The 21,734-nt window shown below is 70.3% G+C and carries 19 protein-coding genes and 1 pseudogene; 8 read left to right on the forward strand and 12 right to left on the reverse strand.

The features are described 5' to 3' along the window. Window positions 1–125 precede the first annotated feature (125 nt). The 3 genes and pseudogenes from D474_RS0100070 to D474_RS27140 all read left to right on the forward strand — a co-directional run bounded on the left by D474_RS0100070 (window position 126) and on the right by D474_RS27140 (window position 3,278). Window positions 126–1,487 (forward strand): extracellular solute-binding protein, encoded by a 1,362-nt coding sequence (locus D474_RS0100070; protein WP_017611558.1) that lies wholly within the window; start codon window positions 126–128, stop codon window positions 1,485–1,487. Between the two features lie 98 nt (window positions 1,488–1,585). After that, on the forward strand, window positions 1,586–2,422 hold the full coding sequence (locus tag D474_RS0100075; protein WP_017611559.1) for a carbohydrate ABC transporter permease: 837 nt from the start codon (window positions 1,586–1,588) through the stop codon (window positions 2,420–2,422). A 26-nt stretch (window positions 2,423–2,448) separates the two neighbouring features. After that, window positions 2,449–3,278: pseudogene (locus D474_RS27140) on the forward strand (carbohydrate ABC transporter permease). Window positions 3,279–3,403: 125 nt separating this feature from the next. Here the strand turns inward: D474_RS27140 and D474_RS27145 are convergent. Both D474_RS27145 and D474_RS0100090 read right to left on the reverse strand, forming a co-directional pair. Then, entirely contained in the window at window positions 3,404–6,373 is a 2,970-nt protein-coding gene (locus D474_RS27145; protein ID WP_017611561.1) for an alpha-mannosidase, read from the reverse strand. Between the two features lie 165 nt (window positions 6,374–6,538). Next, window positions 6,539–7,186, reverse strand: a complete 648-nt coding sequence (locus D474_RS0100090) for a TetR/AcrR family transcriptional regulator (RefSeq protein ID WP_017611562.1) — start codon at window positions 7,184–7,186, stop codon at window positions 6,539–6,541. A 66-nt stretch (window positions 7,187–7,252) separates the two neighbouring features. Between D474_RS0100090 and D474_RS0100095 the strand changes: the two genes are divergently transcribed. Next, entirely contained in the window at window positions 7,253–8,665 is a 1,413-nt protein-coding gene (locus D474_RS0100095; protein WP_017611563.1) for an aldehyde dehydrogenase family protein, read from the forward strand. An 18-nt stretch (window positions 8,666–8,683) separates the two neighbouring features. Here the strand turns inward: D474_RS0100095 and D474_RS0100100 are convergent, their stop codons facing one another. The 3 genes from D474_RS0100100 to D474_RS0100110 all read right to left on the reverse strand — a co-directional run bounded on the left by D474_RS0100100 (window position 8,684) and on the right by D474_RS0100110 (window position 12,486). Further along, window positions 8,684–9,517, reverse strand: coding sequence for a polysaccharide deacetylase family protein (locus tag D474_RS0100100; protein WP_017611564.1), 834 nt, complete (start codon window positions 9,515–9,517; stop codon window positions 8,684–8,686). Between the two features lie 239 nt (window positions 9,518–9,756). Continuing rightward, window positions 9,757–11,307 carry a polysaccharide deacetylase family protein gene (locus tag D474_RS0100105; protein WP_017611565.1) on the reverse strand — a complete coding sequence of 517 codons (1,551 nt, stop codon included), beginning with the start codon at window positions 11,305–11,307 and terminating at the stop codon, window positions 9,757–9,759. 126 nt (window positions 11,308–11,433) lie between these two features. Continuing rightward, window positions 11,434–12,486 (reverse strand): C15 family peptidase, encoded by a 1,053-nt coding sequence (locus tag D474_RS0100110; RefSeq protein ID WP_017611566.1) that lies wholly within the window; start codon window positions 12,484–12,486, stop codon window positions 11,434–11,436. 216 nt (window positions 12,487–12,702) lie between these two features. On the opposite strand from D474_RS0100110, the gene amaB reads away from it, so the two are divergent. From amaB to D474_RS0100125, 3 genes are all read left to right on the forward strand, one after another. Next, a complete protein-coding gene (gene amaB / locus D474_RS0100115; protein WP_017611567.1) occupies window positions 12,703–14,250 on the forward strand; it encodes an L-piperidine-6-carboxylate dehydrogenase in 1,548 nt (515 codons plus the stop codon). Between the two features lie 125 nt (window positions 14,251–14,375). After that, window positions 14,376–14,891, forward strand: coding sequence for a MarR family winged helix-turn-helix transcriptional regulator (locus D474_RS0100120; RefSeq protein ID WP_017611568.1), 516 nt, complete (start codon window positions 14,376–14,378; stop codon window positions 14,889–14,891). A gap of 2 nt (window positions 14,892–14,893) precedes the next feature. Further along, window positions 14,894–15,322 carry an organic hydroperoxide resistance protein gene (locus D474_RS0100125; RefSeq protein WP_017611569.1) on the forward strand — a complete coding sequence of 143 codons (429 nt, stop codon included), beginning with the start codon at window positions 14,894–14,896 and terminating at the stop codon, window positions 15,320–15,322. Window positions 15,323–15,391: 69 nt separating this feature from the next. Here the strand turns inward: D474_RS0100125 and D474_RS0100130 are convergent, their stop codons facing one another. From D474_RS0100130 to D474_RS0100155, 7 genes are all read right to left on the reverse strand, one after another. Further along, the gene (locus D474_RS0100130; RefSeq protein WP_017611570.1) at window positions 15,392–15,844 is read right to left on the reverse strand and encodes a hypothetical protein; all 453 of its coding nucleotides are present in this window, start codon (window positions 15,842–15,844) and stop codon (window positions 15,392–15,394) included. 11 nt (window positions 15,845–15,855) lie between these two features. Continuing rightward, window positions 15,856–16,140: a hypothetical protein gene (locus D474_RS0100135; RefSeq protein WP_017611571.1), complete on the reverse strand. Its 285-nt coding sequence runs from the start codon at window positions 16,138–16,140 to the stop codon at window positions 15,856–15,858. Window positions 16,141–16,320: 180 nt separating this feature from the next. Further along, window positions 16,321–16,578, reverse strand: a complete 258-nt coding sequence (locus D474_RS30700) for a helix-turn-helix domain-containing protein (RefSeq protein WP_083931688.1) — start codon at window positions 16,576–16,578, stop codon at window positions 16,321–16,323. Window positions 16,579–17,111: 533 nt separating this feature from the next. Beyond that, window positions 17,112–18,101, reverse strand: coding sequence for a hemolysin family protein (locus D474_RS0100140; RefSeq protein WP_017611572.1), 990 nt, complete (start codon window positions 18,099–18,101; stop codon window positions 17,112–17,114). Continuing rightward, a complete protein-coding gene (locus D474_RS0100145; protein ID WP_017611573.1) occupies window positions 18,098–19,474 on the reverse strand; it encodes a hemolysin family protein in 1,377 nt (458 codons plus the stop codon). The genes D474_RS0100140 and D474_RS0100145 overlap by 4 nt, the downstream gene beginning before the upstream one ends. Before the next feature lie 242 nt (window positions 19,475–19,716). Continuing rightward, on the reverse strand, window positions 19,717–20,277 hold the full coding sequence (locus D474_RS0100150; protein ID WP_051050891.1) for a TrmH family RNA methyltransferase: 561 nt from the start codon (window positions 20,275–20,277) through the stop codon (window positions 19,717–19,719). 115 nt (window positions 20,278–20,392) lie between these two features. Continuing rightward, on the reverse strand, window positions 20,393–21,052 hold the full coding sequence (locus D474_RS0100155; protein WP_017611575.1) for a class I SAM-dependent methyltransferase: 660 nt from the start codon (window positions 21,050–21,052) through the stop codon (window positions 20,393–20,395). 148 nt (window positions 21,053–21,200) lie between these two features. On the opposite strand from D474_RS0100155, the gene D474_RS0100160 reads away from it, so the two are divergent. Next, a complete protein-coding gene (locus tag D474_RS0100160; RefSeq protein ID WP_017611576.1) occupies window positions 21,201–21,479 on the forward strand; it encodes a DUF1876 domain-containing protein in 279 nt (92 codons plus the stop codon). Window positions 21,480–21,734: the final 255 nt, after the last annotated feature.

Here is a 21,734-nt window from a genome sequence, read left to right on the forward strand (position 1 = left end):
CGGGCCGTTCTCACCCATTGCCGCGGCGGACGACTTTCGGTAAGCAGGTGAGGTACGTCACTGTCCGGTGCGGCGCTGCCGCGCGGGTCGGGACGTGTTCCGACGGCGTCGTCGCAAGGGGCAGCATGAGGACGGAACGACCTTTCACCACCTGCGCGGCGGCCGCGGCCTCCGCGGTGCTCCTGGCCGCCACGGGGTGTTCGGGGGAAGGCGACCGCGACCCGGACACCGTCCGCGTGGTCTACCAGAACTACGGCACGTTCATCGCCATGGACACCCTGATGCAGAAGGTCAAGGAGGAGTTCGAGGCCGACAACCCCGGGACCACCGTTGAGCTCAACGCTGTCGAGGCCCCGCCGGAGGACTTCCAGACCCAGGTCAACCTGATGAACGGCTCGCCCAGCGAGGCGCCCGACCTCATCTACCAGGACACCTTCACCATCAACCAGGACGCCGACGCCGGCTATCTCATGCCCCTGGACGATCACTTCGCCTCCTGGGACGAGGCCGAGCACTTCACCGAGCAGGAGGCCGAGGCGGTCACCTCCCTGGACGGTGACCGCTACGGGGTCATGCTCGGCACTGACGTGCGCGGGCTCTGGTACAACACCGAACTCCTCGAGGAAGCGGGGTTGGAGGTGCCGTGGGAACCCGGATCCTGGGAGGAGGTGCTGGAGGCCGCGCGCACCGTCGATGCCGAGCTGGGTGACGAGGTGGTCCCGATGAACGTGTACTCGGGCACCCCGGCCGGGGAGATGGCCGCGCTGCAGGGGTTCCAGATGCTGCTCGGCGGCACTGGTGACACTCTCTTCGACGAGGACTCCGAGCAGTGGGTCGTCGACAGCGCCGGGTTCACCGAGTCCCTGGAGTTCGTGCACACCCTCTTCGACGAGGAGCTCACCCTCGACGCGCAGGATGCCCTGGACGCCAACATCGGCACCCTCAACAACGAGGAGCGTTTCCCCTCGGGCGAGCTCGCCATCAGTCTGGAGGGTTCCTGGGCCACCCAGTCCTGGATCGAGGAGGCCAACCAGCCATGGCCCGAGTGGGAGGAGACGATGGATTTCGTGCCCATGCCCACCCAGGAGGGCCAGGCCCCCGGCATCACGAGCATGTCCGGCGGGTGGGCGCTGTCGATGGGCGCGCACGCTACCGACCCCGACCTGGCCTGGGAGGTCATGACCCACGCCCTCACACAGGAACACGCGGTCAAGTTCGCCGTGGAGGGCGGCCAGATCCCGGTACGGGAGGACGTCGCCGAGGACCCCGGCTTCCTGGAGGCCGCACCCATGGCCGAGGAGACGGCTGAACTGGTCGAGGTGACCGGGTTCCGTCCTGCCTACAGCGAGTACCCGCAGGTGTCGTTGGCGATCCAGGAGGCGATGGAGGCGGTGATGCTCGGCGAGGCGAGCCCACAGGAGGCCGCGCAGGCCTACGCCGAGGAGGTCGAGGGGATCGTGGGACCCGACCAGGTCACGGGTTCCTGAGCATGGCCGTCCGGGCGCACGCCCCCGCGCCCCGCCGCGGCACGCCCGGGGCAGGGGCGCGCACGTTCTGGGAGCGCACCGCACGGTGGGCGGTGCCGATGGGCCCGGCGGTGTTCCTGTTGCTGGCCTTCTTCGCCGGGCCGGTCCTGTGGACGGTGTGGGCATCCCTGACCGACGTGGCCCTGACCGGGGCGCAGGCGGCCGACACCCGGTTCGTGGGCACCGCCAACTTCGAAGAGATGCTGGCCGACCCGCGGTTTCGCACCGCCGTGGTGCTCACCGTGGTCTTCCTTGCCGGGTGTGTGCTCGGCCAGACCGTGCTGGGCCTGGCGCTGGCCCTGCTGATGCAGAACCGCCACGGCTGGGTGCGGGGCCTGGTCGGATCGGTGGTGGTCGGCGCCTGGGTGGTGCCCGAGGTCGTGGCCGGGTTCGTCTGGTACGCGTTCCTGGAGCGCGAGGGCACCCTCAACGCGATCCTGGAGCGCTTCGGCGCCCCCGAGCAGAACTGGCTGTTCACCGCGCCCCTGCTGGCGGTGGTCCTGGCCAACGTCTGGAAGGGCACCGCCTTCTCGATGATGACCTACTCGGCGGGGCTGGCGGAGGTACCCGAGGACCTGAAGGAGGCTGCCCGCGTGGACGGGGCCTCCGGGTTCCAAGTGCTGCGGTACGTGGTCCTGCCGCTGCTGCGCCGCACCCTGGCCACGACGCTGCTGCTCATCACCCTGCAGACGGTGCAGGTGTTCACGCTGATCTTCGTCATGACCTCGGGTGGTCCCGGCGCACGCAGTACCACCCTGCCCCTGCTCATGTACCAGGAGGCGCTGCAGATGGGCGACCTGGGCTATGGGACCGCGATCGCGCTGGCCCTGCTGGTCGTGGCCGGTCTGTTCTCGGCGGTGTACGTGTGGATGCTGCGCAAGGAGGAGGCACGGTGAGCGGTGGTCGAAGCAGGGGGCGGCGCCTGCGGGTGAGCAGCCCGAGCCGGGCCGGTGGCAGCCTGCTCGCCCACCTGATCCTGGCCGGGCTGGGGTTGGTCTTCCTGCTGCCGCTGCTGTGGATGGTCTTTGCGNCCCTGACGCGTCGCTGCGAGCGAGGCGGCCCTCGGGGTTCACGCTGGAGAACTTCACAGCCATCATGACGCCGGAGATCGTCTACGTCCCGATCTGGAACAGCATCCTGACCTGCGGGGGAGCGGCGCTGATCACCGCGGTGTGCTCGATGCTGGCCGCCTACCCGCTCTCGCGCTACCAGCTGCGTTTCAAGAAGCCGTTCCTGTACACGGTCCTGTTCGCGACGGGGTTGCCCATCACCGCGATCATGGTGCCGGTCTACGGGATGTTCGTGCAGGCCGACCTGTTGAACTCTCTGACGGCCACGACCCTGTTCCTGTCGGCGAGCACGCTGCCGTTCGGGATCTGGCTGACCAAGAACTTCATCGACGGCATTCCCATCACCCTGGAGGAGGCTGCCTGGGTGGACGGTGCCTCGGCCTGGCAGTCGATGCGGTACCTGGTCGCACCGCTGCTGGCCCCTGGGTTGTCGGTGGTCGCGATCTTCACCCTCGTCACCACCTGGGGCAACTTCTTCGTGCCCTTCATCCTGCTGACCAGCGCCGAGAAGATGCCGGCGGCCGTGCGGGTCTTCACCTTCTTCGACCAGTACGGGTCGGTGCGCTACGGCGAGCTGGCCGCCTACTCGCTCCTGTACACCGTCCCGGTGGTCGTGCTCTACCTCCTGGTCTCCCGCGCCCTGGGCGGGCGCTTCGCCCTGGGCGGGGCGCTCAAGGGGTAGTTGTGTTGTTCGGTGAGGCCGCCGAAGCGGTCGGCGGAGATCGCCCTCGACGGACGCCTGCGGGGCAGTACTCGTCGAAGCCGCAAAGGGGGCACCGAACAAGTGCTGGTCCATCCAGGGGCGGCTCAGCGGCGCAAGCGCAGGGTCAGGATCTGGAAGGGCCGCAGGGCGAACACGGCCGCCCCGCCCTCGGCGCCGCCCGGGCCGCCGGGCAGGTCCACGTCCAGGTGCGGGGCCTCGTCGTAGGGCTCCTCCAGCAGGTTCACCGCCTCGATGCCCGAGACGGGCAAGTGCGCACGCGCGGTCGCGCTCGCCCGCCCGCCCCGGGCCTCGTACAGGCGGACCACCACGTCTCCGGAGCGGTCGTCGGCGAGCTTGACCGACTCCACGATCACCCCCGGGTCGTCCACGCTCACCAGCGGTTCGACGGCCCCGCCCGCGGTGCGGCGCTGCGGCAGGTTGAGGCGGTACCCCTCGCGGACCGCGTCCTCGATGCCGGCACCCGGGGCCAGGGCGTAACGGAACCGGTGCTGGCCCTGGTCGGTGTCGGGATCGGGAAAGCGCGGTGCGCGCAGAAGCGACAACCGCACGGTCGTGGTCGTGCCCCCGTCGGTGCGTACGTCGCGGGTGACGTCGTGGCCGTAGGTGGAGTCGTTGAGCACCGCCAGCCCGTATCCGGGTTCGGCCACGTGTACCCACCGGTGCGCGCAGATCTCGAACTTGGCAGCGTCCCACGTGGTGTTGGTGTGGGTGGGGCGTTCCACGTGCCCGAACTGGATCTCGGAGGAGGAGGCGTGCGCGCGCACGTCCAGGGGGAAGGCGGTCTTGAGCAGCTTCTCTCGCTCGTGCCAGGCGACGGTGGTCTCCACGTCCAGGCGCCGGGCCCCCGCCTCCAGGGTGAGGGTCTGTGACAGGTGGGAAGAGCCGAAGGAGCGCAGCACCCGTACGGCGCCCGCCCCGTCCGCCTCGTGCACCGCCTCGACGCTGTCGGCTTCGGTCAGGTCCGTGACGGTGTTGCGGTAGAAGTGGTCCACGTCCCAGGCGTCCCACTGGTTGGGCAGGTCCTGGTGCAGCTGGAGCAGGTTCCCCGCCTGTCCCGGGGCGAGCGCTTCACGTCCCTCCACCAGGTCCGTGACCGAGGTGAGCAGCCCGTTCCGGTCCACGTGTGCGCGCAGGAGCCCGTTGTCGAGGACGAAACCGTCCCCGGTCCCGGTGACGGGCACGGGCACGGACGGGCGGGTCTGGTCCACGGGCAGGGCGCCCAGGGCCGGGACCCCTTCGCGCGGGTGCGGGCAGGCGTTGAAGACGGCCTCGCCGTCCTCCTGTGGTCCGGCCGAGTCCCGGGCCAGGGTGTGCTGGGCGGTCTCGATCAGTTCGGTGAGCTCGTGCGCGGCCCGGGCGTAGGACTGGGCGGCCTCGCGGTGGACCCAGGCGATGGAGCTGCCCGGCAGGATGTCGTGGAACTGGTTGAGCAGCACTGTGTGCCACAGCCCCTCGAGCTGCTCGTAGGGGTAGGCGGCGCCGGTGCGCACCGCCGCGGTTGCCGCCCACAGCTCGGCCTCGCGCAGCAGGTGTTCGCAGCGCCGGTTGCCCTGTTTGGTGGCGGCCTGGCTGGTGTAGGTGCCGCGGTGGAACTCCAGGTACAGCTCGCCCCACCAGACCGGGGCCTGCGGGTACTCGGCGCAGGCGCGTGCGAAGAAGTTCTCGGGGTGTTCGATCCGCACCCGGGGCGAGCCCTCCAGATCGCTCAGGCGCCGGGCGCGGCCCAGCATCTCGCGGGTGGGGCCTCCGCCGCCGTCACCGTGGCCGAAGGGCACCAAGGAGTGCGAGGAACCGCCCTTGTCCCGGAAGGTGCGCGATGCGTGGGCGAGCTCGGCGCCGGTCAGTTCGGCGTTGTAGGTGTCCACGGGCGGGAAGTGGGTGAACACGCGGGTGCCGTCCAGACCCTCCCACCAGAACGTGTGGTGGGGGAAGGCGTTGGTCTGGCTCCAGGAGATCTTCTGGGTGAGGAACCAGCGTGACCCGGACAGCCGCACCAGCTGGGGCAGGGCGGCCGAGTACCCGAAGGAGTCGGGCAGCCACACCTCCTGGGTGTCCACGCCCAGTTCGTCGCGGAAGAAGCGTTTGCCGAAGCTGAACTGGCGGGCCAGGGCCTCGGCCCCCGGCATGTTGGTGTCCGACTCCACCCACATGCCGCCCACGGGCACGAACCGGCCGCGGCGTGCAGCCTCGGTGACCCGGGAGAACAGCTCGGGTTCGTGCTCCTTGAGCCACACCCATTGCTGGGCCTGGCTCATCGCGAAGACGAACCCGGGGTGCTCCTCGGCAAGGGAGACGACGTTGGCGCTGGTGCGTACCACCTTGCGTACGGTCTCGCGCACGGGCCAGAGCCAGGCGGAATCGATGTGGGCGTGGCCCACGGCCGAGAGCCGGTGGGCGCTGGCCGAGGCAGGTGATTCCAGGGCGGGGGCCAGGTGTCGGCGTGCGTCGGCTGCGGTGGCGGGGACGTTCTGCAGGTCGAGCGTGTCCAGGGTGCGTTCGATGGCGCGCAGCAGCTCCCAGCGGCGCGGGTCGCCGGTGTCGAGCTCGCGCATGAGTCCGCCGGCCACCTCCAGGTCCAGGACCAGTTCCCACACCTGGTCTTCGAAGACGGCCAGGTCGGCGCGGGCGAGCCGGTAGAGGGGCTCGTCCTCGGGGCCGCGTCCGGATCCGCGGTCGGTGGGGCGGAAGGGCGGGTGTCCGAGGATGACGGGGTTGGCGGCGGCTTCCACGTGCAGGGCCACGTCCTCGCCGCCGCGAGCGGATCCTGCTACGGGGATCCAGGCGTTGCGGGGGTTGAGGCCCTTGACGATGCTGCCGTCGGGGCGGCGGACGAGCCCTTCGGCCTGGAAGCCGGGGTTGGCGTCGTTGAAACCGAGGTCGACCAGCGCCTCGACGGTGCGCCCGGCCCAGTCCCGGGGCACTTGTCCGCGAAGCCGGAACCAGGTGGTGCCCCAGGCCGGTCCCCAGGCGTCGCCGACGCGGGCGGGGGAGTGGGGTGCGGCGAGGGCCTCGGAGGCGGGCACGGGTTCGCCGGGTGCGTCCCAGCGGGCCACGTCCAGGGGGTGGAGGGTGGTGTGTGCACGGCCGGCCGGATGCGTTCCTCGAGGGCCCGGTCCAGTCGTGCTTCGGTCGGCCGCCGGTCGTCGTGCACGCTGTTACCCCGTTCGGTCGTCGTGGCCGGCTCACGCCGGTCACGCTCCCACCGCGCGGGGGCCGCGTCAACGGTCCGGTCCGGGACCGCCGTGCGCGCCCAGGGAGCGCAACAGGTAGGGCAGGAGCTGGTCGGCCATCTGGTGTCCGGGGCCGGGCTCCTGGCCGGGGGTGTGGGGGATGAGGAAGGTGTGGCTGACCATGGGGCCGATGACCATCTCCCCGACCACGTCGGGGTCCTGCACGGGATCGATCTCCCCGCGGTCTGCGGCGCGTTCCAGCAGGGCCGAGACGCGCTGTTGAAGGGGCACGACGAAGTCGTCGAAGAGCACGTCGGCCAGGGCGCGGTTGTGTGCGGCCTCGCCGAGCACGGCGCGCAGTAGCCTCCCGGAGGCCCCGTCCAGGGCGCGTGCCTTGTCGTGCAGGAGCGTGGACAGGTCGCCGTGCAGGTCGCCGGTGTCGCGGTCGGGGCCCAGGTCCTCGGCCCAGGTCTGGGCAGCGCCCACGACCAGGTGTTCCTTGGAGCGCCAGCGGCGGTAGAGGGTCGCGGTGGAGACCCCCGCCTCCTTGGCGACGGCGGCGGTGGTCAGCCCGCTGTAGCCGTGGGACTGCAGGACGGAGAGGGTGGCCTCCATGAGTGCGCGGTCCCGCGTGGTGTCGCGGGGCCGTCCCCGGGTGGAGGCGGGTTCGGCCTCCGGCAGGTGCTCGGTGGTCATGACGGAAATCTTATGCGGGTCCCGTCAGGGGGTTGGAAACGAAACACTTTCGTTTACCATCGGTCCATGACGAGAACCGAAACCCCCGGCGAACCCCTGACACTGACCACCGACATCCCACCGACCGTGGCCCGCCTGCGCTCGGCCTTCGCCTCCGGGCACACCAAACCCCTCGGGTGGCGGCGCGCCCAGCTGCGCCAGCTGCGCCGCATGCTCGTGGAACAGCGCCCGGTGATCGAGCGCGCGCTCCACGACGACCTGGGCAAGAGCCCCGTCGAGGCGCACACCACCGAGATCGGGTTCGTGATCAACGAGATCGACCACACGCTGCGCCACCTGTCGGCGTGGCTGCGCCCCAAGCGTGTGGGCGTGCCCATGGCCCTGGCCCCCGCCAAGGCCCGCACCGTGCGCGAACCCCTGGGTACCGTGCTCATCATCGCGCCGTGGAACTACCCGGTGAACCTGTCCCTGGCACCCTTGGTCGGTGCTCTGGCGGCCGGCAACGCCGCCGTGCTCAAGCCCAGCGAACTGTCACCGACCACCTCCGGTGCGCTGGCCGAACTGCTGCCGCGCTACCTGGACACCGAGGCGGTCGCCGTGGTCGAGGGCGGCATCCCCGAGAGCACCGCCCTGCTGGAGGAGCGCTTCGACCACATCTTCTACACCGGCAACAGTGCAGTGGCGCGCATCGTCATGTCCGCGGCGGTCAAGCACCTGACCCCCGTGACGCTGGAGCTGGGAGGTAAGAGCCCTGCGATCGTCGAACCCGGCGTGGACCTTGCCACCACCGCGCGCCGCCTGGCCTGGGGCAAGTACACCAACGCCGGCCAGACCTGCGTGGCCCCCGACTACGTGCTGGCCATCGGCGACACCGCCCAGGAGCTGCAGACCGAACTGGCCGCCGCCATCACCGAGATGTTCGGCGAGCAGCCCCAGAAGAGCCCCGACTTCGGGCGCATCGTCAACGAGCGCCACTTCGAACGCCTCAACGCCCTGCTGGAGAGCGGGACCGTCGTGACGGGCGGGCAGACCGACCGTGAGGACCTCTACATCGCCCCGACCGTGCTCGGCGGCGTTGAACCCGACACCCCTGTCATGGCCGAGGAGATCTTCGGCCCCGTCCTGCCGGTGATCAGCGTGCCCGACCTGGACGCGGCGATCCGGTTCGTCAACGAGCGGGACAAGCCCCTGGCCCTGTACGCCTTCACCGACTCGGCCGAGACCAAGCGACGCCTGACCGCCGAGACCTCCTCGGGCGGTCTCGCCTTCGGGCTGCCCATCGCGCACCTGGCCGTGCCGGGGCTGCCCTTCGGCGGTGTCGGGGAGAGCGGCATGGGTGCGTACCACTCCAGCGCTTCGCTCGACACCTTCTCGCACGTGAAGTCGGTGCTGGACAAGTCGCTGGCCATGGACACCATGCGGGTTGCCTACGCGCCCATCGACTCCTTCAAGGAGAAGGTGCTGCGGCGCATGCTCTGAGACCGGGGTGCCCTGGCTTCACTGGAGCCAGGGGTCGTCCCCTGTTTCGGGCTGGCCCTCGAGCCCGTCGTCACCTTCGAGCCCGTCGTCATCGCCGGGCTCGGGCGTGTCCTGCAGTTCGGTGCCGTCACCGGGCCGGGGGGCCTCCTCCAGCTCGGTGTCGTCGCCGTACTCGGGCCCGCCGTCGGGCCGGGCGTGGTTGTAGGACGCGCCCGGCTCCAGCTCCTGGCCGTCGAAGAGCTGGTCGACGGTCACGAAGGTGAAGCCCTGCTTGTCGAGCTCCTTGAGCACGTAGGGCACGGCCTCGACGGTGGTCTCGTGCACGTCGTGGAAGAGTACGACGCTGCCCTGGGCGGCCTCCTCCACGGCCACGTCGGTCACCGCTTCGGGGTCCAGGCTCTGCCAGTCGAGGGTGTCCACGTCCCACAGCAGCATGGGGTGGTCCACGGTCTGGCGCACGGTCTGGTCGAGCTCGCCGTAGGGCGGGCGCATGGTCCGGGGGGCCTCGCCGGTGACCTCGGCGATGGCTTCGTCGGTGCGCCCGACCTGCTCCTGGATCTCCTCGGTGGAGAGCTCGGGCAGTTCGGGGTGGTCCCATGTGTGGTTGCCGACCTCGTGGCCTTCTGCGGCCATGCGCTCGACCGTGGCGGAGTGGTCCTCGACCTTGGAACCGAGCAGATAGAAGGTCGCGGCGGCCCCGTGTGTGTTCAGCGTGTCCAGGAGTTCCTCGGTGAACTCGTCCGGGCCGTCGTCGAAGGTCAGCGCGACGCACCGCTCGACGGAGCAGTCGGGCTCCGGCTCCTGGTGCTGGGGCTCGGTCTCGGCGGCGGCACTACCGGGTCCGGCCAGCAACAGCCCTCCGGAGAGCAGGAGGGTGGAAGTTGCAGCAAACCCGAACTTTGGTATCGATCTCGTAACGTTCACAGCATGCACTGTAAATGACGGGGTGACCTGTGTGGGGTGGGGCAGGTCACGCTCGATCGGTGGGATGGGCGACACCGGGTCGGCTCAACCTTTTCCCTGCACGCGCAAAGGAGCCCGCGATCCCGGTCGGATCGCGGGCTCCGGCGGCCGACGGCGGCCTTTGCGGGTCAGCCGATCCGGGCGTCGGTGAGCACGTCACCCGACCCCATGCCGCCCAAACCGAACAGGTCGGTGATGGTCACGAAGTGGTAACCCTCTTCGTGCAAGCCGTCCAGGACGTCCGGAACGGCGTCGACCGACTTGCCGTGGATGTCATGGAACAGGACCACGCTGCCGGTCTCGGCGTTGGTCAGGGCGTGCTCGGCCACCTTGTCCGAATCGCGGCTCTGCCAATCCTGGGTGTCCACGTCCCACAGGATGATCGGCTGGTCGACCACCCCGCTGACGGTGTCGTCGACCGACCCGTAGGGCGGGCGGATGGTGGGCGGCTCCGCCCCGGTGATCTCGCTGATCGCGTCGTTGGTGCGCGCGATGTCCTGGCGCACCTCCTCGGGCGGCAGCTCGGCCAGGTCGTCGTGCTGCCACGTGTGATTGCCCAGTTCGTGGCCCTCCTCGTCCATGCGCTCGAGGGCCTCGGGGTGCTCGCCCACCAGCTCGCCCAGCACGTAGAAGGTGGCCCGGGCGTCGTACTCGTCCAGGATGTCCATGAGCCGGTCGGTGTGCTCGCCGGGGCCGTCGTCGAAGGTCAGGGCCACGCATTTGAGCCGTGCGCAGTCCATACTGACCCCCTGGTGGTCCGGGGAGTCCCCGAGTGGGAACTCCCCGGCGCCGGACTCGTTGTCCAGGGCGGCGTCGCGCGCGGCCAGGCCCAGCTCGGAGAGCATCTCCTCGCTCGCCTCGGCCTTGACCGGCAGCACGGCCTCCCGGCCGCCGGAGGCCTCGGGAACCTCGCCGGGGGGCATGTTGACCGCCAGGCCCCCGGCCGTGCTGAAGGCCAGGTCCTCCAGCGGGGAGCCGGCCCAGTTCTCGGCGGCCTCGTCGGCCTGTTCGGGGTCGGAAAGGTCGAGGGAGTCGTCCGGGGCGGCCGCTTCCTGATTCTCGCCCTCGCCCTCGGCCGCGGCCTCCTCGGTCTCCTGTGCCTCGTCGGCCCGGGAGGCGACCTCGCCCAGCACCCCGGGAAGCTGCTGGGAGGTCATGTCGTACTCCTCCTGCAGGGCCCCGGCCAGGGACAGGTGGGCCCGCTCCAGCGCGGCCTCGTCGGCGAACAAGGAGGTCCAGGGCAGGACCTCGCCGGAGGAGGCCTCGTACCAAAGGGTCTGGTGCTCGTCGTCGTCCTGCACACCCGAGGAGACCGCGGAGGTGATCCGGGCGCCCACCACCTGGGACGAGACGGCCAGGAAGCTCGCGTCCTGCTGCAGTTCGGAGCCGCCGCGGTCCGGCAGCCCCTCCAGGAACTCGGTCTGGCGCTGGGCCATGCGGGTGCGCACTTCCATCATCAGCGGGTGCGAGGCGGCCACGCGCGGGTAGCTGGTGCCCACGGTGCTGTGTCCGGCCTCGACGGTCGTGGACTCGACCGTGACCCCTTCGAAGGCGTCCAGCGGAGTACGGATCGCCTCCGTGGGCGCCGTGGGCTCCTCGGTCGCCTGGCAGGCAGAGGTCAGGAGCAGTCCGGCAGCGGCGGTAACGAACAACTTTCGGCGCAGTGAGGTGTCAGCCACGGGGGGACCATAGCGGAGCGACCCGGCCCGAGGTGAGGCACGCCGCAGCCGATTGGCTACTCTGGGTGAGTAATTGCCCAGGACGTGTCCGGGCGTGTGCATCCGGGCTTCCGGACGCCGCGGACCTCACAGGGGCAGGGCCGATTCGGCTGCGGCGGCGACCAGAGCACGCGTCTGGGCCAACACCTCCGGCCCCTGTTCCTCGGGCAGGTGTACGTGCCCGGACGGCAGGCCGCGGCCCGAACGGTCGCGCAGCAGGGTGTTGCGGTAGGCGATCTCGTTGGAGAGGTAGTCGCCGCCGCTGCCGCGTACCGCCACCGAACCCGGCGTGGGTCCGTCGGGCCGCTCCACTTGCGGGTGGCCCTCGACCACGTGCGTGTTCACCTGTACCGGGATCGGACCGGGCGCGGCCAGAGCCATCTGCTCGGTCGGCAGTGAAGTGCGGGTCCACTGCGGTCCGCCGCCGGGCGCAGGGATGCTTCCGCTGCGCCGCACGCCCAGGTTGTCGGCGCCTCCGCCGCGGCGGGCCCCGTTCCACACCTCCAGGTCGAAACGGCCGCTGCGCCCGCGGCTGAGCGTGAGCACCGCCTCGGCGCGCTCGTGCTGCTCGGCCAGGGCCTGTTCCACCAGCCCGTCGTCGAAGTCGGCCCAGCGCACGGGGAAGATGGCCGCGCGCACCACGGCCGTGCGACGGCCCACGGGGAAGGTCCACCCGTTCAGGTCCAGGGCCGCGGTGCCGGAGGGGTTGGAGCGGGAGGGGTCCTGGTCCAGGTGGAAGGGGTCGAACCCGGTCACCACCACGCGCACCCACCGCTCACCGGGCGGGAAGTCCAGGTCGGTGATCCCACGCGACTCCACCTCCAGTACCCGCATGAGATCGGCGCGGCCGGCGGGGTCCAGGGGGAAGGAGGGACGCCAGGTGCGCAGCCGCCCGGCCAGAGCCAGGCGCGCCCAGTACAGGGGCCGGTCGTCGAGCTCGTCCAGACCGGTGCGGGTGGCCTCGGTCCACAGGCGCGAGCCGTGCGCGGCCACCACCTCGTGCGCCTGGGCCAGGTCCTTCGCGTCCCTGAGCTCGGCGGTGAACAGGGGCTCGGCCGCACCGAAGCCGGAGCGGGCCAGGATCCGACGGGGCTCGGGGAGGTCGACGCGGGCCTCTTCGGGCGTGGTGTCGTGGTGCACGGGGTCGCAGACTGTCGGGGTCGGGTCGTGGGGCGGTCGGGGCGCCGGTCCGACAGCACAGCCTAACGTCGCCGGGTCCTGTTCGTGCGCGCGGATCCGCGCCGTGGCGGGGGAGAGGGGATCCTCACGTACGGGCGCGGCCGGGTCTGGACCGGCAGGCCCGGACTTGGCAGGGTGTGGTGTGTCCATCGTCCCTCTCAACGAAGAGAGAAGCACATGAGCACTGCTGCCCTCCCCCAGACCGAGGTCCTGGCGCAGCGGGCACGCACCGCCCTGGAGCGCTGCGGCCTGTCCCGGCTGCCCGAACCGGTCGGGGCGGCCGGTATGGCGCGCACGCCCATCACCGGGCAGTACCTGTTCCCCGTCGAGTACGACACTCCGCAATCCGCCGGGCGTGCCGTGGGCGCCGCCCAGGAGACCTTCGGCTCCACCTGGCGCGAGACGCCCGCCCCCGAGCGCGGACAGCTCGTGCGCCGCTTCGGAGAGCTGCTGCGCGAGCACAAGGCCGACCTGGCCGAGCTGGTCACCATCGAGGTCGGCAAGATCCGTTCCGAGGCCCTGGGCGAGGTCCAGGAGATGATCGACATCTGTGAGTTCGCCTTGGGGCTGTCCCGGCAGCTGTACGGGCGCACCATGCCCTCCGAGCGCCCCGGGCACCGGCTCATGGAGACCTGGCACCCGCTGGGTGTGGTCGGTGTGATCACGGCGTTCAACTTCCCCGTGGCCGTGTGGTCGTGGAACACGTGCGTGGCACTGGTGTGCGGCAACACCGTGGTGTGGAAGCCCTCCGAACTCACCCCGTTGACCGCGCTGGGCTGCCACAGTCTGCTGCGCCGGGCCGCCGAGGACGTTGGCGCCCCGGCCGACGTGCACCGCTTGGTGCTGGGTGAGGCGCAGGTCGGCGACGCCCTGGTGGAGGACGAGCGGGTGGCGCTGCTGTCGGCGACCGGTTCGACCGCCATGGGTCGCACCGTGGCACCGAAGGTGGCCGCTCGGATGGGCCGTTACCTGCTGGAGCTGGGCGGAAACAACGCGGCCGTGGTGGCCCCCTCGGCCGACCTGGACCTGGTCGTGCGCGGCAGTGTGTTCGCCGCCGCGGGCACGGCCGGCCAGCGCTGCACCAGCCTGCGCCGGCTCATCGTGCACGAGGACGTGGTCGACCGGGTGGTGGACGGCGTCGTGGGCGCCTACGGCCAGCTGCGCGAGCGCATCGGCGACCCGTACCAGGACGAGACGCTGGTGGGCCCGTTGGTGGCCGAGCGCGCCCACAGTGCGATGCGCGAGGCCTTGGAACAGGCCGAGGCGGAGGGCGGGCAGGTCCTGGCCGGCGGCGCGCGGTGCCTGGAGAAGGAGGCGCCCGACGCCTACTACGTCGAGCCTGCCGTGGTGCGCATGCCCGAACAGACCGAGACCGTGCGCCGGGAGACCTTCGCGCCGATCCTGTACGTGCTGACCTACCGCACCTTCGACGAAGCGTTGCGGTTGCACAACGGCGTGCCCCAGGGGCTGTCCTCGGCCGTCTTCACCCAGGACCAGGCCGAGGCCGAGCGCTTCCTGGCGGCCTCGGGCTCGGACTGCGGCATCGTCAACGTCAACATCGGCACCTCGGGCGCCGAGATCGGCGGAGCCTTCGGCGGTGAGAAGGAGACCGGCGGCGGACGCGAGTCGGGCTCGGACGCTTGGAAGGCCTACATGCGCCGGGCCACCAACACGGTCAACTACGGGGGCGAGCTCCCGTTGGCCCAGGGGGTGCGCTTCCTCTGAGGCCCTGATCGGGTCCCCTCGCCGCGAGGGCCGGGGACCCCCGGGGTCAAAATGATTGCCCACAACCTTGTTGGGTGCAATCAATATTGTTAGCGTGAGGAGGGAACGAGGGAGAGGGGGAAGCCGTGGCACACGAGGCCGGAGGGGACCGGCTCGCCCTGGACAATCAGCTGTGCTTCTCCCTCTACACCGCCTCCCGGGCCCTGACCGGGTTCTACCGGGAACTTCTGGAGGGCTTGGGGCTGACCTACCCCCAGTACCTGGTCATGCTCGTGCTCTGGGAACGCGGCCCGCTCACGGTCAAGGAACTGGGACGCGCCCTGCACCTGGACTCCGGCACGCTCTCACCCCTGCTGCGCCGCCTGCAGGGGGCCGGGCTCATCACTCGCGAGCGCGCCGACGAGGACGAGCGCATCGTCAGGGTCGCCCCCACGGAGGACGGGGTCCGCCTGCGCGAGCGTGCGCACAACATCCCCGATGCCCTGTTGTGCGCCGCAGAACTGTCCACCGAACGGGCCCGTGCCTTGCGCGAGAGCCTCGACGCGGTCACCCGCGCGGTGGAGGGCCGGGGCGAAGGATCCCTGCCCGCACAGGACACGAACACACCCGACCCAGGCCCCGCCGAGGGCCGAGAGAGGTAGTTATGGCACGCCAGACCCTTTACACCGCAGACGCCACCGTCACCGGCGAAGGCCGCAAGGGCCACGGCAGGACGAGTGACGGCCGCCTCGAGGTCGACCTGTCCGTGCCGGCCGGCGTGGGCGGTGACGACGGGCCGGGTACCAACCCCGAGCAGCTCTTCGCCGTGGGTTACGGCGCCTGCTTCCACGGCGCCCTGCGCAAGGTCGCCCGCGAGTCCAAGACCGAGATCGGCGAGTCCACCGTCGACGCCCAGGTCGGGCTCGGCAAGTCCGACGAGGGCCTGGACATCGCCGTGGACCTGACCGTCACCATCGCCGGCGTCGACCAGGCCACTGCCGAGAAGCTGGTCGAGACCGCGCACCAGGTCTGCCCGTACTCCCGCGCCACGCGCGGCAACATCGAGGTGAACCTGACGGCCAAGGCCGGCTAGGCGCAACCAGCACGATCATCGGGCCGGGACACGCAGTGTGCGTGCCCGGCCCCTTCGTGTGTGCCGTCTTCAGGCCTTTTCTCCCCTTCGATAGGCGGCCAGAGCTCGCTCGAACCCGGGGTCCACGGGGTGCGAGCTCTTCCTGGAGCGGTCGACGACGACCACGGTTGCGGTGGACGGCTCCTGCAGCAGCGAGGTCACCGCCAGGGCGAAGGTGTCCGGGGCCAGGACCGGTTCGGCGCCCAGGGCCAGGGGGCGGCGTCCTGCCGGGCCGATGCGGCCCCAGCCGCGCTGCTCGTCCCAGCACAGCAGCAGCCCCCGTTCGGACTGCGTGCGCGGAACCCTGACCAGGGCGCTGCGCACGTCGTGCCGCTGGACATGGCACTCGGGCAGGTACAGGTGGGGCGGGTGGACGAGCTCCTTCGCCAGGCGCCGGACGCACATGTGGATGTAGGCGTGGTGGTTCAGCGGCCAAGGGGTGGAGTTCGCATCGGGGTAGGACGTGCAGGGCGTGGGCTGCATCGCCGTCCTCCTCACTCTGTGGTCGTGGCTGCGGCGATGCCGGGGGCGGGGGCTGTCTCCGGGGCGGGGGTGGCCGCCCCGGCCACGGTCAGCAGCACGGTGATCGGCAGTTCTCCGTACGTGCCGTTGACGGTGACCAGGCGCTCGTCCGGGCGTTCGTGGTGGGTCTCCTGGCCCGATTCGAGGACGGATCGCCAGCGGGCCAGCACCCCGTCGGGGCCGAAGAGCGCCGACGCCTCCGGGCTTCCCGCGCCGGCCGCGTAGTGCACTGCGGTCAGCCCCTCCACGTCGACCACGCAGGTGGTCAGGCACGGCCAGAGGCCGGGTTCTCGTTCGAGAAGTTCGGTGACATTCTGTGTGCAGGTGATCGCCTTCTCCGGACCTCTTGGTGTGGGTTCGGTTACTCTTTCCCGACTCTGCTTCCGATTCGTGGGATGCGGGGGCCCGCCCGGGGTGGGCATGATGGAACGCATTCTCTATTCCCTTGATTCGGGGGTAGTTCTCTGGGTCTTTCTTCGTGATTCGTTGCGTGCCTCCTCGACGTATCGGTTCAACGATTCACAGGTGATACGCCGGATCCATTTCTTCGGCCCGATTTTCACCGATTCGAGTTCCTGGGCGTAGCACAGCTCGTATACGATGCGCTCCGACACATCCAGGAACTCCGCAGCTTTGCGTACGCTGACCAGGAGTTTCGGCTGGTCGACGATCCGGACTTCTGGCGGCGTGGCCATGCGGAAAACCTAACAATCGACGGATGGGGTGTACAGGCCTCTCCACTTCTGCATGCCGGTGCAACCAGCGGTCTATGTCGTGGTCGGGACCTTGGTGCGGTCCGAGTGGAGGCGGAGGGAACTTCGCCAGGCCTTGCGAGCTTCTGCAGGCCTCGAATGCAAGTCTGCCCGATCCCGCTGCGAAGTTTCAGGCAAAAAAATTTCTGACACCCGGAACGATGCCAGAAAAGTGAAGTTTCGGAGCGGGTCGCGGGGACCCTCGTTCGTTCCTCACCGCTCCGTAGCGGTTCGCCGGCGGACCGGCAACAGCCGACCCGGAACCCTCTCCGCGGGTGACCGACTCCAGGGACCCGTCGGTCCCGCACGCCGGGCACAGGTCTCCGGTGTCCTCCACCAACGCGGCCGGCCGCAGAGGGCCAGGGCCGGTTGCGCTTTCCCGCTCCTTCGGTGGGGAATCGCCGCCCGGAAAGGAACGAGGGGTGCAGGAAGCCCTCGGGCTCCCTGCACCCCGGTGGAACCACGGGGTTCCTGCCTCAGGCGGCCGCCTCCAACAGCAGCAGGCGGTCGAGGATGTCCTGCAGGGTGACCAGCCCGATCAGCTCACCCTCCTGCTCCACCAACGACAGGTGGCTGCGGCTGTCGCGCATGATGCCCATCGCCGCATACATCGGCGTGGTTGCCGGCAGTGTGAGTACCGGGCGCATCAGGTCCGCGGCGGTGGTCCCGGCCGGGCTCGCCAGCGCTTCGCGCACGTGCAGGACCCCGACCGGGACGGTCTCGTACGGGTCGGCGACCACCAGGCGCAGGTGCGTGGACTCGCGCGATACCTGCTTGATGCGTTCCACGTCCCCGTCGGGGTGCACCCACGCGATCTCCTCGCGCGGGGTGAGGATCTCGTCCAACGGGCGGGAGTTGACCTCCAGCGCCGTGGCCAGCTGGTCGCGGCGCTCCGGGTCCAACGCACCGGCCTTGGCCGAGTGGTCCACCAGCTCGCGCACGTCCTCCGGGTTGTGGCCGCTGGAGAGCTCGTCGACCGCCTGGACCCCGAACCGGTGCAGCACCCAGTTGGCCATGCCGTTGAGCATCAGCAGCGCCGGACGGGTCACCCACATGAAGGCCCGCATCGGGACCGCCAACAGCGTCGCCGATTTCTCCGGGTGCGAGATCGCCCAGGACTTGGGTGCCATCTCACCCACGACCAGGTGCAGGAACGTCACGATGATCAGCGAGAACGTGAACGAGAGCATGTACCCGACCGCGCCGGGCAGCGAGTCGAAGAGCGGCTCCAGTATCTGGTGGAAGGCCGGTTTGGAGACCGCACCCAGAGCCAGCGTGGCCAGGGTGATACCGAGCTGGGAGCCGGCCAGCAGCAGCGACAGGTCGCGTGCGCTCTTGAGCGCCGCCCGCGCCGAGACGCTGGCGTGCGCGGCCTGCTCCAACCGGNCGATCGCCACGAAGAAACCGCTCAACGCGATGAACACGACGGTCAGCGCCATCGCCAACCACAGGTTCATGTCACTCACGCGCGCACCTCCTGGGAACCGTTCTCGATCTCGTGCAGCCGCAGTTCCACCGTGTGGGGCACGTGGCGCTGGACGGTGTTGACCACCATCGTCAGAGCCATGTCCGGGTCGCCGTCGTGGGCACTGGCCGGGCGCGGCAGCGCCAGGTCGACGCTGTCACCGGGCTGGGGCAGACGGTGCAGTTCGTGGATGACCAGGCCGCCGACTGTCTCGTAGTCGCCCCCGGGCAGGTCGTGCCCGATGAGGCGCTCGACCTCGTCGATGTGCAGTGCCCCGGGGATGAGGTAGGTGCCCTCTCCGTCCAGGGACGCGGGGGACTCCTCCTCGGGCGTGTGCTCGTCGGCGATCTCCCCGACCAGTTCCTCGGCCAGGTCCTCGGTGGTCACCACCCCGGCCAGGCCTCCGTACTCGTCCACGACGCAAGCGAATTCGTCCTCGGCCTCGCGCAGGTGCGCCAGCACCGAGGGCAGCGGGAGCGAAGCCGGGACCATCACGGTCTCCCGGGCCACTTCCCTGACCTCCACGCCCGACAGGTCGCGCTCACCCAGGGCCAGGACGTCGCGCAGGCAGATCACGCCCACGATGTCGTCGACGCCCTCGCCCAGGACAGGGAAACGCGAGTGGTCGGAGGCCATGAGCTCCACCACGCGGCTGACGGGCTCGCCGTCCTCGACGGTGGTGACCTCCGGGCGGGGGATCATGGCGTGCCCGGCAGTGCGCTCGTGGAAGTCCAGCGTGCGGTCCAACAGGGTGGACAGCTCCGCGGGAAGGTCGCCGCTCTGGCGGGACTCGGCGATGATGCTCTCCAGGTCCCGCGGGGTCGCCGCGTGCTGGACGTCCTCGACCGGGGTGATGCCCACCAGCTCGAGCAGGCGGATCGAGGCCTGGTCGAACAGCCAGATGACGGGCCCGAAGATCTTCAGGTAGATCTGCGTCGACAGCGACAGCCAGCGTGCGACCGGCTCGGGCCGGGCGATGGCCAGGTTCTTGGCGAAGAGCTCGCCGAAGACCATCTGCACGACGGTCGAGAACAGAATGGCCAGGGCGATACCGATCGCCAGGCCGGTGCCGGTTGGAACCCCGGCCAGGCCGAGGAGCTCTGCCAGACCGTCACCGATCAGCGGTTCGGCCACGTAACCGACCAGCAGGGTGGTGACGGTGATGCCCAGCTGGGCACCGGAGAGCATGAAGGAGGTGCGGTTGGTGATGTTCAGCACCCGCTGGGCCCCATGGTCACCGGCAGTGGCGCGGGCGCGGACACGCGAGCGGTCCACGGCCACGTATCCGAACTCCTGAGCGACGAAGTAGCCGGTCAGGACGGTGATCAGGAAGACCACCAGGGCGCCGAAGGCGATACCGAGGACGGTCATCATCGGGCACGCACCGCCATGCGGGGGAGGACCCCGGAGCCTACGGGGTCAGGCGAACGGTACGCACCCTTGCGAGAAGGGGGTTCGTCGGAGTCTGGGTCGCAGCATCCCGCGGGGATGCTGCCGGTACTTCGGGACGGGTCCACTGTTCCTCTCTCTGCGCTCGCGCGCGTGGGCTGTGTGACTGGAGTGGTCCAGGTGAAGTCAATGACGTCGGGAGCGGGCAGAAAGTTCCCGCGCCCGGCTCAGGCGCCGACGGGGGCGTCGGCCTCGTCGCCGAAGCCGGCCCACTCGCGGCGGCGGATCTCGGCGAGGGCGATCGCGGTGGCCACGGCCACGTTGAGCGATCCGACCCGGCCGATCTGCGGAATGTAGGTGATGGCGTCAGCCCCCGACAACAGAGCAGGGGAGCAACCGTGGTCCTCGGCGCCCACCGCCAGGCACACGTCGCCCTCGAGCGGGGCGGCGTGCAGGGGGACGGCGTTCTTGGCCAGCTCCAGCGCCACGACCTTGTAGCCGTCGGCGCGTGCGGCCTCGATGGCCTTGCCCGTGGTGGACAGGCGCGTGTGCTCGACCTTGGCGGCGGTGCCCAGGGCGGTCTTTCCGACCTTGGGGTCCTCGGGGTCGGCGCTGTTACCGCTCAGCCAGAGGCGGTCCACGCCCAGCGTGGCGCAGGTGCGCAGGATGGAGCCCAGATTGTAGGGCTGGGTGACGGACTCGACCAGAAGGGCGAGGCGCCCCTCGGTGCGCCTGCGCCACTGGCGGTTCAGGCGTTTGACGTCCGTGGGGCGCAACTGCGAGCTCAACGCTTCCTCGATGGATCGGGTAGCCGGAGGGACCGGCGACGAGAGTGTGCGGAACAGATTACCGGCCGGGTGCCTGACGTGCACGTATGATGCCGGACACATCGGGCGGGGCGGTTCAGGACGGACTGTGGCGGACGGCCAGGACACGGAAGCCCGCGCGCGAGGCGGTGCGCTCGACGTGCCACCCCTGACCGGTGAGCCACTTGTGCAGGGAGTCCGAGCCCAGGTGGCGCTGGACGACCAGGTGGGCGGTGCCCTCCGTGGAGAGCCGGCCCAGCCAGGTGCGCAGCATGCCGTGCAGCACGGCCTTGCCCACTCGGATGGGCGGGTTGGACCACAGAGCGTCGAAGGGGCCCTGCAGTTCCTGCGCGGAGGGTTCGGACACGGCTTCGGGCAGCGGCTCCTGCTCGACGGCGAGTCCGGCCTCGGGTGCCACGACGGCGAAACGGGCCCCGAGCCCGTGCTCTGCGGCGTTGCGGCGGGCAAGGGCGACCGCGCGGGCGTTGACGTCCACTCCCAGAACGGTGGCCTGCGGGGCCCGGGAGGCCATGGTCAGCGCGATGGGTCCGTAACCGCAGCCCAGGTCGAGCAGGCGCCCGTGCGTGGGTGGGGGCGGCACGCTCTCCAACAGCACGCGGGTCCCCAGGTCGACCTTGTCGGGGGAGAAGACACCGCGGTCGGTGTGCAGACGCAGGTGCACATCCGGCAGGACCAGGTCGGCGGTCGAGGGCCGACTGGTGCTGTCGGGGTCGGAGTCGAAGTAGTGCTGGGCCACGCCGTGACGCTACCAGGCCGGGGGCACGGCCACACCTGCAAAAACCTCACAGCGGTGCGGAAACGAAACGCCAACAACGGTGGAATGTCCACCATCCTGAGGAAGATGGATGTAGGAGCAGTCCGCGACGCGTGAGGGGACCGATGCCATGCAGACGATGAAGCGCTGGGAGGTCGACGTCGTCGTCGCCGAGGAGAACGAGGGCGACAACGCACGCACCTGGGCCGAGGTCGGCCTCATGGCCGACGACGGCACCGCACTGCGCGGGCACGGGATGGCGCGCAAGCACCCTTACGACGGCGACGTCCCCGAGATCGGCGAGGAACTGGCGGTCTCACGCGCCCTGTCCGACCTGTCGCGCCAACTCCGTCAGGTCGCGGCCGAGGACATCAACGACAACACCGGTAACCCCTGGCGCCCCACCTGAGCGCCCGGGTCCCGCACACCACATCGGAGGGTGCCCCGCCGCAGGCCTGGTGCGGGGCACCCTCCGATCGTGCCCCCGACCTGTGCCGGTCCCGCCCGGCCCGGCCGAGCGAGACCCGCACGACACGGAGGCCAGCACCCGCCGGTCACCCGTATCGGGCACACTCGGAGGACGGACCCGTCACTCCCATCCACGGGCACGAGGCACCGTACAGACCCTGACCGGCCCGGCCGGTGAGGGCGAGGGCCCGGTGCC

Source organism: Nocardiopsis salina YIM 90010, assembly GCF_000341025.1.
GTDB lineage: Bacteria > Actinomycetota > Actinomycetes > Streptosporangiales > Streptosporangiaceae > Nocardiopsis > Nocardiopsis salina.

Excerpts from the sequence above, each read along its gene's own strand:
- D474_RS0100070 (WP_017611558.1), top strand. The coding sequence starts at position 126 with ATGAGGACGGAACGACCTTTCACCACCTGCGCGGCGGCCGCGGCCTCC.
- D474_RS0100075 (WP_017611559.1), top strand. The coding sequence starts at position 1,586 with ATGGGCCCGGCGGTGTTCCTGTTGCTGGCCTTCTTCGCCGGGCCGGTC.
- D474_RS0100090 (WP_017611562.1), bottom strand. The coding sequence starts at position 7,186 with ATGACCACCGAGCACCTGCCGGAGGCCGAACCCGCCTCCACCCGGGGA.
- D474_RS0100095 (WP_017611563.1), top strand. The coding sequence starts at position 7,253 with ATGACGAGAACCGAAACCCCCGGCGAACCCCTGACACTGACCACCGAC.
- amaB (WP_017611567.1), top strand. The coding sequence starts at position 12,703 with ATGAGCACTGCTGCCCTCCCCCAGACCGAGGTCCTGGCGCAGCGGGCA.
- D474_RS0100125 (WP_017611569.1), top strand. The coding sequence starts at position 14,894 with ATGGCACGCCAGACCCTTTACACCGCAGACGCCACCGTCACCGGCGAA.
- D474_RS0100130 (WP_017611570.1), bottom strand. The coding sequence starts at position 15,844 with ATGCAGCCCACGCCCTGCACGTCCTACCCCGATGCGAACTCCACCCCT.
- D474_RS30700 (WP_083931688.1), bottom strand. The coding sequence starts at position 16,578 with ATGGCCACGCCGCCAGAAGTCCGGATCGTCGACCAGCCGAAACTCCTG.
- D474_RS0100145 (WP_017611573.1), bottom strand. The coding sequence starts at position 19,474 with ATGATGACCGTCCTCGGTATCGCCTTCGGCGCCCTGGTGGTCTTCCTG.
- D474_RS0100160 (WP_017611576.1), top strand. The coding sequence starts at position 21,201 with ATGCAGACGATGAAGCGCTGGGAGGTCGACGTCGTCGTCGCCGAGGAG.